General features: G+C 28.6%; 10 protein-coding genes and 1 other annotated feature. Of the genes, 1 reads left to right on the plus strand and 9 read right to left on the minus strand.

From position 1 onward, the window contains the following. Window positions 1-17: 17 nt before the first annotated feature. From E5347_RS05305 to E5347_RS05330, 6 genes are all read right to left on the minus strand, one after another. Window positions 18-353, minus strand: coding sequence for a rubredoxin-like domain-containing protein (locus E5347_RS05305; protein WP_136005287.1), 336 nt, complete (start codon window positions 351-353; stop codon window positions 18-20). Between the two features lie 369 nt (window positions 354-722). After that, window positions 723-2,630, minus strand: coding sequence for a threonine--tRNA ligase (gene thrS, locus E5347_RS05310; protein ID WP_136005289.1), 1,908 nt, complete (start codon window positions 2,628-2,630; stop codon window positions 723-725). Between the two features lie 57 nt (window positions 2,631-2,687). After that, window positions 2,688-2,914: a binding site (T-box leader), on the minus strand. A 190-nt stretch (window positions 2,915-3,104) separates the two neighbouring features. After that, complete coding sequence (locus E5347_RS05315) at window positions 3,105-3,848, minus strand: DUF5694 domain-containing protein (RefSeq protein ID WP_136005291.1); 744 nt, start codon at window positions 3,846-3,848, stop codon at window positions 3,105-3,107. 110 nt (window positions 3,849-3,958) lie between these two features. Further along, window positions 3,959-4,387: an N-acetyltransferase gene (locus tag E5347_RS05320; protein ID WP_136005293.1), complete on the minus strand. Its 429-nt coding sequence runs from the start codon at window positions 4,385-4,387 to the stop codon at window positions 3,959-3,961. A 364-nt stretch (window positions 4,388-4,751) separates the two neighbouring features. Then, window positions 4,752-6,587, minus strand: a complete 1,836-nt coding sequence (locus E5347_RS05325) for an ABC transporter ATP-binding protein (protein WP_136005295.1) — start codon at window positions 6,585-6,587, stop codon at window positions 4,752-4,754. 5 nt (window positions 6,588-6,592) lie between these two features. Then, window positions 6,593-8,320, minus strand: coding sequence for an ABC transporter ATP-binding protein (locus E5347_RS05330; protein ID WP_136005297.1), 1,728 nt, complete (start codon window positions 8,318-8,320; stop codon window positions 6,593-6,595). 110 nt (window positions 8,321-8,430) lie between these two features. On the opposite strand from E5347_RS05330, the gene E5347_RS05335 reads away from it, so the two are divergent. Then, window positions 8,431-9,243 (plus strand): MerR family transcriptional regulator, encoded by an 813-nt coding sequence (locus E5347_RS05335; RefSeq protein ID WP_136005298.1) that lies wholly within the window; start codon window positions 8,431-8,433, stop codon window positions 9,241-9,243. Between the two features lie 47 nt (window positions 9,244-9,290). Here the strand turns inward: E5347_RS05335 and E5347_RS05340 are convergent, their stop codons facing one another. The 3 genes from E5347_RS05340 to E5347_RS05350 form a co-directional block, all read right to left on the minus strand. Further along, entirely contained in the window at window positions 9,291-10,103 is an 813-nt protein-coding gene (locus E5347_RS05340; RefSeq protein WP_136005299.1) for an alpha/beta fold hydrolase, read from the minus strand. A gap of 243 nt (window positions 10,104-10,346) precedes the next feature. After that, on the minus strand, window positions 10,347-10,721 hold the full coding sequence (locus tag E5347_RS05345) for a hypothetical protein (protein WP_136005301.1): 375 nt from the start codon (window positions 10,719-10,721) through the stop codon (window positions 10,347-10,349). A gap of 322 nt (window positions 10,722-11,043) precedes the next feature. Next, a complete protein-coding gene (locus tag E5347_RS05350; protein ID WP_136005302.1) occupies window positions 11,044-11,901 on the minus strand; it encodes an AraC family transcriptional regulator in 858 nt (285 codons plus the stop codon). Between the last annotated feature and the right edge of the window lie 132 nt (window positions 11,902-12,033).

The following is a 12,033-nucleotide window of genomic DNA, read 5'->3' on the forward strand; positions in this document are numbered from 1 at the left end:
ATAGCCTTATATTTATTTTACCACTTACCGTTAGCAATGTGTCCAGCTAATTCAGCTTTACATCTTTGTTTGATAACCCAAGCTTCGTTCTTAGCCTTTTCAAATCCATTTACACACTTAGGATCTAGGTTGATTTCAATACCTTCTTTTGCAAGCTTAGCAATCTTATCTGCTAATATAATCATTTCAGCATGAATGCTATTAGTTCTATCAGAAGCATAAATCTTTTCTGCATCTTCACTACTTAATTCAACAAATTTTTCTTTTCCTAAGTTACACTTAGGACAAACTTCTGGAGCTTCAACTCCTTCATGTACATATCCACATATTGTGCATTTAAATAATTTTTTCATAATTAATCTCTCCTATATCTTATATATATTCAAATTTCTTTTAAGTTTCTTTGTTATATTTATATATTAACTTAAATAGCATCTTTTGTCAACTAATAATCTTTATTATTTAATAATCACTTCCTAATGCTTTCTTTCTTTTGAAATTAAATAAAAGTTAGTTTAAAGCCATTTACTAATATATCTCTCTTAACTCATTTATATTTATATTTATATTTATATTTATATTTTATATTTATCTTCTATATTGATATTAAAAGAAAGGGTCGTAAAATCTCTACTACCCTTCTCTTCATTATAAAAAATATTATTCTATTAATAGTTAAAACTATATAGTTAACTTACTAATTATATAATTATATAATTAATCTATATATTTTTATTTTTTATCTCTTCATTTATTTTATTAATAAAGCTCTCTAAAGAAACATTTCCTTCATCACCATTTACTCTACTTCTTAAAGAAATGATTTGATCCTTTTCTTCCTTTTCACCTATAACAATTATATAAGGAACTCTTTCATTTCTAGCTTCCCTTATTTTATATCCTATTTTTTCACCTCTTAAATCCATTTCAACCCTTATTCCATTAGATAATAACTTCTTCTTAACTTCATTTGAGTAGTCTATAAACTTATCAGAAATAGGTAATACTTTAACTTGTACTGGAGCAAGCCATGTTGGGAACTTCCCTGCAAAGTGTTCAATTAATATACCAATAAATCTTTCAATACTTCCAAAAATAACTCTATGAATAACTATTGGTCTATGCTTTTCCCCGTCACTGCCAATATAGTCTAATTCAAACCTTTGTGGTAATTGGAAATCCAATTGAATAGTTCCACACTGCCATGTTCTACCTAGACTATCTTCAAGGTGAAAATCGATCTTAGGTCCATAAAACGCTCCATCCCCTTCATTTATTTTATAAGGTAGGTTCATTTCATTTAGTGCATCTTTTAAAGACTCCTCTGCCATATTCCAATCTTCATCACTTCCCATTGAGTCTTCAGGCCTTGTAGATAATTCAACTCCATATTTAAATCCAAACTTTGAATATACTTCATTAATTAAAGATACAACACCTTTTATCTCTGATTTAATTTGTTCTGGTAACATAAATATATGTGCATCATCTTGAGTGAATGCTCTTACCCTCATAAGACCATGTAAAGCCCCTGATAATTCATGTCTATGAACTCTTCCAAGTTCCCCAACTCTCATTGGAAAATCTCTATAGGAATGAGACTCAGATTTATATACAAGCATTCCTCCTGGACAATTCATTGGCTTTAATGCAAATTCTTCATCATCTATCATTGAAGTATACATATTTTCTTTATAATGATACCAATGACCTGAAGTTTCCCATAACTTTTTATTTAACATTATAGGTGTTTCTACTTCAACATATCCAGCCTTGTCATGAAGTTCTCTCCAATAATTTATTAGGTTATTTTTAAGAACTACACCCTTAGGTAAAAAGAACGGGAAACCTGGCCCTTCTTCTGCAAAAGTAAATAGCTTCAATTCTTTTCCTAACTTTCTATGATCCCTTTTCTTCGCTTCTTCTATATTGTTTAAATAAGTTTTTAAAAGCTCTTTATTAGAAAATGCTACGCCATAAATTCTTTGTAACATCTTATTTTTTTCATTACCCTTCCAATAAGCACCTGCAACACTTGTCAATTTAAAAGCCTTAATTGATTTAGTTGAATATAAATGAGGTCCTCTACAAAGATCAATAAATTCACCTTGTTTATAAAGAGATATTGTTACTCTCTCTGGAAGTTCTTTTATTATCTGAACTTTATATGGTTCATCTCTATCTTCCATTAGCTTTATAGCTTCTTCTCTAGATAACTCTATTCTTTCTATATTTAAATCTTCTTTAATTATATTGTTCATTTCTTCTTCAATTTTAGCTAAATCTTCATTATTTAATGGATTTTCTATATCAAAGTCATAGTAAAATCCATTTTCTATTGATGGACCAATAGTTACTTTTGCATCTTTGTAAATTCTTTTAACTGCTTGTGCCATCACATGTGAGGTAGTATGTCTCATAACCTCAATTCCTACTTCATCGTCGCAAGTTAGTATATTTACCTCATCTTCATCTTTAAGCTTATAGCTTAAATCAACTAAGGTTCCATTTACTTCACCTGCTACAGCAACTTTTGCTAACTTCTTGCTTATTAAACTAGCTAATTCTAAAATATTTGATTCTTCTTTGACTTCTCTTATTGATCCATCTTTTAATTTTACGTTAATCATTACATTCTACCTCCTTTTATAGATTTAATTGAAAATAAAAAAACACCCATCCCATAATCTTGGGACGAATGTTATATACGTGGTTCCACCCAAATTGAATTAATAATTCAATTCATCTCTATAAGTATTATCGATCTTCACCGATGGCATTTCTCATTTTATTGATACTAAGCCATAACTCCAGGGTAGTTTTCTTATAGTCATATTTAAAAGTGCTTACAGCCGATGACACTTTCTCTCTTAAAACTGTACTCTATAATACTCGTCCCTATCACTGTTTAATAATATTATACTATCAATATTATGTTTATTTACTATAATATTGAAGCTTATTTGTATTAATTTTATCACTTTTAGATTTATTTGTAAATAATTAATATAATATTTCCAATTTATCAGTTTGTTTTATATATTTATCTAAATAAAATATTATTACTCATATCTATTTATTCATTAAATTTAATTATTATATTATTAATTTGATAAATAAGGTATAGCATCAACAACTTGACAATCACTATTTTCACTAAAAAATTGTGTTATTAGATGGACATGTGCTCCACCAATTATTAATAATATTCGCTCTTCATCATATTCTAATATCTCCATAATATTTTTATAAATAATCATATTTCTATAATACCAATATTTAGCTACCCATTGAGCACCTATTGGATTATCTCCGTTACTGATTAAAGCAAGTTTATTATAAAATTGATGATCTTTTAAAGTGCTCTTCTTTTCATTTAATTTAATAATAAATTCTTTTATGGTATGTGTATTCAAGTATTCTTGGCGTTCTAAAATTTCTTTTTCCATTTCAGCTTTTAACTTATCCCAACTTGGGCAATAATGTTCACTTACCCATTGTGAGATATTTGGAACATCATTTTGAGCTTTATTCCAATTAACACAATGTAATTTTTCTAATCCAAGCTCCCTTGCTAACTTAAAACCTATTTGATGTTTCTCATTGTTTCCAAGCTTAAATGATCCATTTAGAAAATTAACATAATCATTCTTAATATCTTCATCTAATTCTTTTTCAATCTCTATGGCTATTTTGGTAGGATTAAATTTTTTCAAAGCCTCTATTAGTTCATTAATTTCTCCTTGGATTTTTTCAGATGACACATCCTCATTTTTATAAGAAAATAAGTCCCCATTATTGGGATTATCTATATGGTGGACGCCTATAATCATTATTGACTTTTCCAATCCTCTCACCCCTTTATATAATTGTACCATTAAAATAATGAAATTAAATTATTTTAATAATATCAACTAACACAAATCATAAATACAATATAATAAGGGATAAGATCACTCTACTTTTCCATTATATATTCATATAATCCTGAGTCTTCATTCTTTTGTTCTTCAATTATTTTAAAACCTTTCTTCTTATAAAACTTAACAGCACTTTCATTCTCTTTATATACTGCTAATTCTAGTTTGTTATATTTATTATCTACATAATCAATTAATTTACTTCCGATTCCTAATCCTTGGTAGTCAATATCTATAAATAAAGCCCCTATAAACTCTTTATTTATAATGCTTATAAATCCTCTTATTTCTTCTCCATCATCATATACAAAGGTTTCTGACATAGGTATATAAATATTTTTTACAACCTCATAATTATTTTCCCAATATTCCTTTTCAATAAAGCTATGTGCTTTAATTGTACTTGTCTTCCATAACTCCATTACTTTTTCTATTTCTTCACTCTTTATTTTTCTAATCGTATACATAAAAACTCCCCATCTTACGTTTTTTATTTTATCTACTCTTAAGTGTAATCAGTGTTAACACATTTTTCAATACATTTGAGCTTAATATTTTATATAATAATTTATATCCCATTTTTCAATTTATATATTCATAAATATTGCAGGGCTAATAATCTATTTCTATTGAGTTTAATGAGTAAATAATATAATTCCCCTTCTTCCTGTTAATAATAAAAATAAAAACAAGTAAGAGTTACTTAATATTATAGATTCTAAGCATATTAAATAAAAAAGAAGCTATATCAGAATTAATATATAAAATCAATCTGATATAGCAACTTTTAAAATATAGGAATTATTTCCTTAATCCTAATATAGTTATTTTTTAATTAGCAACTTCAAACTGGCTATAATAAAGTGATGCATAGAAGCCATTTTGTTCTAAAAGACTTTCATGATTCCCTCTCTCTACTATATCTCCATCTTTTACGACTAGTATCATATCTGCATTTTGAATAGTTGAAAGTCTGTGAGCTATGACGAAGCTAGTCTTGTCCTTCATAAGCCTTGATAAAGCTTTTTGAATTTCTACTTCTGTTCTAGTATCTACACTTGATGTAGCTTCATCTAATATCATAATACTAGGATTAGTTAGCATAGCACGAGCTATAGTTAATAACTGCATTTGACCTTGAGATACATTTGCTGTTTCACTTGATATTACAGTATCATAACCATGCTCAAGTGTACGAATAAAATGATCACAGCAAGCAGCTTTTGCAGCAGCTATAATTTCTTCGCGGGTAGCATCCATCTTACCATAGGCAATATTTTCAGCTATTGTACCTTCAAATAACCATGTATCTTGAAGTACCATACCTATTTGCCTACGTAATATATTTCTTGGTATTTCAGTTATATTAATACCATCAATTGATATGGAACCTCCATTTAATTCATAGAAGCGCATAATTAAATTAATTAAAGTTGTTTTTCCTCCACCTGTTGGTCCAACAATTGCTACCATTTCATTTGGTTTAACTTCAAGATTCAAGTCTTTTATTAAAGTTTTCTCTTTAGTATAACCAAATTTTACATTTTCAAAATTAACTCTACCTTCAGTTATAGGGTTTTCTTTAAAAGAAATCTCATTAAATTTACTATCTGCAATTTCTTCCTCTTCATCTAATAATTCAAAAACTCTTTCTGCACCAGCAATTGCAGATTGCAGAGCCATTATAACATAAGAAGCTTGAGTAATAGGTTCAGAAACTTGATTTACATATTGTAAAAACGCTTGAATAGCACCTAGAGAAATTTGTCCACCAATTGCCATCATCCCACCTACAATAGCAGTAGCTATAAATCCTAATTGATTTAAAAGCCTTATAGTTGGATATATCGCAAAGTCAACAAACTGTGCTCTTCTATTTGCTTCAAACTGCTTTTTATTAAGCTCTGAAACTTCCTCAATTGTTTTATCTTGTTGATTAAAGACCTTAATAATTCTGTTACCTGAATATACTTCTTCAATTTTTCCACTTAATTCTCCCATAGCAGCAAAATTTTCACCATAGTAACGTTGACTTAAACTTGATACATAGTTGGTTGCTACAGCACTAATTCCAATAAATACAAAGATTAATAATGATAACTTTGGATTTAATATAAGCATCGCAATAATTGTAAGTACAATTGTAAAGCAAGAAGATATAAACTGCATAAAGCCAACTTGCATTACTTGTGATACTTTTTCAAGATCAGTTGTTACCCTACTCATTACATCACCTGTTTTATGTGAGTCAAAATATTTAAGTGGTAATCTATTAATTTTCTCACTTATTTCTGTACGTAGTGATAGAGTCAAGTTTTCACCAATGCTAGCTATTATATATTGCTGAATGTAAGATACTAAACTGCTAATAATAGAAACTCCTATTAACATTAAAACTGGTATAAAAAGTGCATCTGTTACTACCTTAATAACACTTAAAGATCCATTAAAACTACGAATTGCAGTTACTAAATTATCTATAGCACTACCAACTAATAATGGCATAACTGCATAGGATGCACTTCCAAGTAAAGTAGATAAGCCTACTATTATTAACTTTTTCTTTTGATCTGATAATCTTATCATTAACCTTTTAATAGTCTTTTTTGTATTTCTAGGAATATCCTCATGAAATTCCATTATATCTATTTCTTTATCTTTTTCCATTAAAATCAAGCCTCCTTAATATTCATCTGACTTTTAGCAATTGCTTGATATACTGAACAATTTTTCATTAGTTCTTCATGTTTTCCAACACCAACTAGTTTTCCCTCATCTAGCACAAGGATTTGATCTGCATCCATTATAGTACTTACTCTCTGAGCAATTATTATATTAGCAGTATCTTTCATGTTTTCTTTAAGAGATTTACGTAATGCTGAATCTGTTTTTACATCTAAAGCAGAAAAACTATCATCAAAAATATAAACTGGAACCTTCCTTACAAGAGCTCTAGCAATGGAAAGACGTTGCTTCTGTCCACCTGAAAAATTAGATCCTCCTTGAGAAACTTCTGATTTTATTCCCTTTGGTAATTTATCTACGAAAGCTTCTGCTTGAGCAATAGTTAGTGCTTTTTTCATTTCTTCATTTGTCGCATCTTCATATCCCATTCTTAAGTTGTCTTCAATTGTTCCACTAAATAATAAAGCTTTCTGAGGAACATACCCTACCTTATTTCTAAGTTCTTTTTGAGAAAAGCTTCTTATATCAGCTCCATTTATACGAATTTCTCCTCTATTAATATCATGTAATCTTAATATAAGATTAGCAATAGTACTCTTACCGGAACCTGTACTCCCTATAATTGCTGTTGTCTCACCTATTTTGCATGAAAATGATAAATCCTTTATAACTTCTTCCTCTGCACCATGATATATAAAAGATACATTATCAAATTCAACAACTGTATTATTAGCTTGTACCTCTTTCTTTTCTAGCTTTAAATCCTTAATCTCTGGATTAATTTCTAGAACTTCCTCTATACGATCAAGACATGATTTCATTTTAGGAAGAGTAACACTTGTTGTTGTAGCGAGAATTAAATAACTAAGTGTAATAATTGAGTATTCAGTAACCGCTGTTATTTCTCCTATTTCCATTGAAGCATTCATAGAAAGTACTCCGCCAAGCCATACTATAATAGCCATAGACAATCCCATTATAAGCCATACTATAGGATTTAATACGGCAAATAACTTGTTTAGCTTTACCATATCTGTTGCATAACCTTCAAAAGCACTTCTTGCTCTTCCTTCTTCGTATTTCTCATTTCCAAAAGCACGAATAACACGTATTCCAGTTATAGCTTCTCTTATCACCTGATTAATGTGATCTAATTTGCTCTGAACCCTTTTAGAAATAATTGTCGACTTCTTAAGTATTATCCATGCAAAAATAATAAATATTATTATAGATGCAATTAGTATTAAGGCTAGAGTTTCATTAGTATAAGCAGTCATAATAATAGATGATCCAATAACAAGTGGTGCTGGGACTATTAACTGCAGTGCTAAACCAAAAGTCTGTTGCATATTAGAGATATCAGAGGTGGTACGTGTAATCATTGATGATACTCCAATATTATCAAATTCATGAATAGATAACTCCTGACTCTTTCTAAATATCTTATCTCTCATATAAAATCCTAAAGCTGCAGCAATATCAGCAGAAAAATAACTACCTAGTACTGCTGCAACTGTTGTTACTAAAAGAACTAGCAGCATTTGTATTCCTATTCTTGTAATTTCATTTATATCGCCTTTTAAAATTCCATTGTCTACAATACCTGCTATTAAAAATGGAATCAGCAATGTTCCAATTGATTGTCCTAAAAGCATAATTAATGTCATTAAAACTTTGCCTTTTTTCTCTTTTAGAAACAATTTTAAATACTTCATAGTCTACCTCCATTATGTAAAAAATTTTTGCAAATAATTATTTCAAGTGGTATTATAAAGCTTAAAGTAACTTTAATGTCAATACTTTATTTTAAACTTTGGAGGATGTTATGAAAAATAAATCTCAAATGACAATCAAAGAATTTTCATTTTTAACTGGAATAAAACGTGAAAACTTAAGGTATTATGACCAAATTGGACTTCTATCTCCAGAATTTCGTGGTAAAAATGGTTATCGATATTATTCACAAAATCAATTATCTACAGCATATTTAATTATTTCTTTAAGGGAAATCGGAATTGGAATTAATGAAATTAAAAGGTATATTGATATTCGTACTCCTGAAGAGATGTTTTCTTTATTTAGTTCTCAAAAAGAACATATATTAACCGAAATAAAAAAGCTTAAACGTATATTAGAGGTTATGCAGCTTTATGTTGATATGGCTGAGGAAGCTATTAAATATGAAGAAAATACTATAAGTATTGAATATAAAAAGAAAGAACCTATTTTCTTAGGTCCATTAATTCCTACAAGACATTCTGATGATACTCTAGAAGATTTCGTTATATCATTTTATAATTATGCCTATGAAAATGGAATTGAAATAGGTTATCCCCTGGGTGCTATTATTAGTAAAGATGATATTCAAACTGAAAATCCCTTATATGCCAAGCAATACTATTTTAAAATATTAAATGGCCATAATACTTATAAACCTGAAGGTAAGTATGTAGTTTTCTATGGTAGATGTGCTTATGGAGAATCAGATGATCTTTATATTAAGTTATATGAATATATAAAAGAAAATAATTTTAAAATTTGTAGTGATGCCTATGAAGAATATCCTTTAAATGAGCTTTCCACTAAAGATGAAACCCAATATTGTGTGAAGATAGAAATAATGGTAGAAAATAAATAGTAGCTAACTATTAATTAGAAAGCTACTATTTTTATATCTTTAATTTTCTACTCTTCTATAAATTTCATTAATTCATCATTAAATTTATCTTTTTGATCATAAAATGATGCATGTCCACTATATTTAAAAGGTACAAGTTTAGAATTTTTAATTTTTTGATTTTGGATTTGCCCTAATTCAAATGGCACAACTTTATCATGGATACCGTGGATGATTAAAGTTGGAACATCTATTTTTTCTAAATCAGAAAATAAGACTTCATTAATCCATGTATTTGCTATTGCTGCAGTTGCCCATCCTGCTGCCTTTAAGCCTAATTGAAAGAACCAATCTGAAAAGGCTTGTGTTGTATGCTGAAAGAAAAATATATCGCCAAAATCTCTTAGCATTTTAGGACGATCTGTATATGTTCCTTGAATAATGTTAGTTACTACTTCCTTGTCTACTCCATATGGAAAGTTATCACGTTTTATAAGGCTAGGTGCTGCAGCCGCAAAAAGAGCTAATTTAGATACTCCATGACCTTTATGACGGCTCATATATCTTACTGCTATTGCACCTCCAGTTGAATGTCCTGCAAGGGTAAAATTATTTAATTTTAATGCATCTACTACAGCTTTCACATCATCTGCCAAACGATTATAGTCATAGCCTTCAAAAGGTTTACTTGAATCACCAAATCCTCTTGTATCTATCCCTATACATCTATAACCCTTTTTAGGAAGCTGATCAAATTGATATTCAAATAAATCATGACTACCAGGCCACCCATGTATAAATAAAATTGTTTTATCTGCATGTGGATTAAGATCTTCTACAAAAATTGTTACATTAGTTTCCACTCTAACATAGTATCCCACTAGATACCTCCATTAACGAAAATTCTTCATTAATAGATTATTCTCATACATATAAATATGTGAATTACTAATTCTTGCTTTTATAGTCTAAGATTTAATACTAATAGATTTTTAATTTCTACAAACATTATTTATAATAGAGTCTTTACCAACATAATTATACTGAAGTAATCATATTGTCCAGTTATAAAATAAATTTATATAATAATAAATTTATTTTATAATTCTTATTTATACTCCACTTTAATTACTAAATACAGTTATCCAAAAACATATTGCAGTAATAAATGATAGAGGCGTCATAATATTTCTCTCTTTTTTACTCCTAGACATTAAGTTCATAATAGTATTTAACAATAGATACCCAGCAAAGAAGGCACAGATATATTTAGTTACCTTAAGAGAAAACCATAATGGAATGAATCCATCTGTCTGTAACACTATAATAATAGCAAAAATTTGAATAAATACTGAAATTCCAGCCATTACTCTATATCTATTAGGTAATATTTTATGTTGTCCTCCCATGGTAAACTCACCTAATGGTAAACCTATTGCTACTAGAATAGTCAAAATAGCTACTATTGAAAATAAAATTGCTCCTATTATCGAAAACATAAGAATTTCCTTTCTATTTATTTTTAATACATATATTTCCATAACCCTTTGTAAATTACAATTTCCTATTTATTTTATTCATACTACAAATTTGTATTATTATACTCAGTATATGTACTTTAATTCCATTTAAAATAAAAATTGACTACTATCTTTTAAAAATGAGGATGCTGAAATCTCATTTTCAGCATCCTCATAATTTCATATACTACTTTTAGGTAATTTCAATTTCTAGGTTAAATAAATTATATTAAAATATTAAATCCTTATGGATTAATTTTATCTAAAAATAGATTCTATATATTAATATCTTAGTTAAACACTATTTTTTCTTTACTGGAATCCAAACTTCACTATAGTAATTCTTATCTAAAACTCCATTTTCATACTTACTTGGGTCATTATACATTTCTATATTATAACCTGCAGCAATTTCATAATCTCTACAGTTAGGTAACCACTCTGAAAATATTTTCTTATTAGTTTCTTGAATTGATTCTGGACCTGGCCCATAACAAGGGAAAACAGCCCAAGTAAACTTAGGAATTATTTTAACTATATATCCTTCCATATCTTCCTTCTCTTTTGAATAATCCTCTGCAATAAGATACTCAAATTCATTACCACCCATTTCTTCATCAATGTTAACCCCATACATTCCACATATATCATTTAGCTTCCCTTGTGAAATATGCTCATTCCAAAATGACGGCACCTCTACAAATGCTGAATCATATTTGAATTTCTTTGATGCTCCTATAACTTTAAATTCTTCCTTATCAATTATCTTGTAGTCCATAATATATCCACCTTCCAACGAAAATTTTATTTTAAGGGCAACAAAGGACTTTATCATTGCACCCTCTTTTCGAACTGCTGATGGTGTAACTCCATGAAATCTTGTAAAAGCTTTGGTAAAACTATCTGGAGAATCGTATCCATACTTTATTGCAATATCTATAATCTTTTCATCAGTAGATAAAACCTCACTGCCAGCAAGTGCAAGTCTTCTTCCCTTAATATACTCACTTAGGGAATATCCACATAACATTCCAAATCCTTTTTGAAAATGAAAAGGAGAAATATTTACCTTATCTGCAATTTCCTTTATGGATATATCCTTTGTAATATTATCTTCAATATAGGAAATAGCTTCTCTAATACTTTCAATCCATTCCATATTTTTTACCTCTCTTGCAATTCGTTAATCTAATCTTATCATCATAAAAGGTTTATATCCCGACTTTTTAAGCTTTCTTTTGTCCTATATCTATTATACCAAAAGCTATTCTTTTCTTATAAATAATATAAG

The sequence above is a fragment of the Clostridium sartagoforme genome, from assembly GCF_004794105.1.
Lineage (GTDB): Bacteria > Bacillota > Clostridia > Clostridiales > Clostridiaceae > Clostridium > Clostridium sartagoforme_B.

What these genes read in the sequence shown, in the direction of transcription:
- E5347_RS05305 (WP_136005287.1), bottom strand. Translation starts at nt 353, where the DNA reads ATGAAAAAATTATTTAAATGCACAATATGTGGATATGTACATGAAGGA.
- thrS (WP_136005289.1), bottom strand. Translation starts at nt 2,630, where the DNA reads ATGATTAACGTAAAATTAAAAGATGGATCAATAAGAGAAGTCAAAGAA.
- E5347_RS05320 (WP_136005293.1), bottom strand. Translation starts at nt 4,387, where the DNA reads ATGTATACGATTAGAAAAATAAAGAGTGAAGAAATAGAAAAAGTAATG.
- E5347_RS05325 (WP_136005295.1), bottom strand. Translation starts at nt 6,587, where the DNA reads ATGGAAAAAGATAAAGAAATAGATATAATGGAATTTCATGAGGATATT.
- E5347_RS05330 (WP_136005297.1), bottom strand. Translation starts at nt 8,320, where the DNA reads ATGAAGTATTTAAAATTGTTTCTAAAAGAGAAAAAAGGCAAAGTTTTA.
- E5347_RS05335 (WP_136005298.1), top strand. Translation starts at nt 8,431, where the DNA reads ATGAAAAATAAATCTCAAATGACAATCAAAGAATTTTCATTTTTAACT.
- E5347_RS05345 (WP_136005301.1), bottom strand. Translation starts at nt 10,721, where the DNA reads ATGTTTTCGATAATAGGAGCAATTTTATTTTCAATAGTAGCTATTTTG.
- E5347_RS05350 (WP_136005302.1), bottom strand. Translation starts at nt 11,901, where the DNA reads ATGGAATGGATTGAAAGTATTAGAGAAGCTATTTCCTATATTGAAGAT.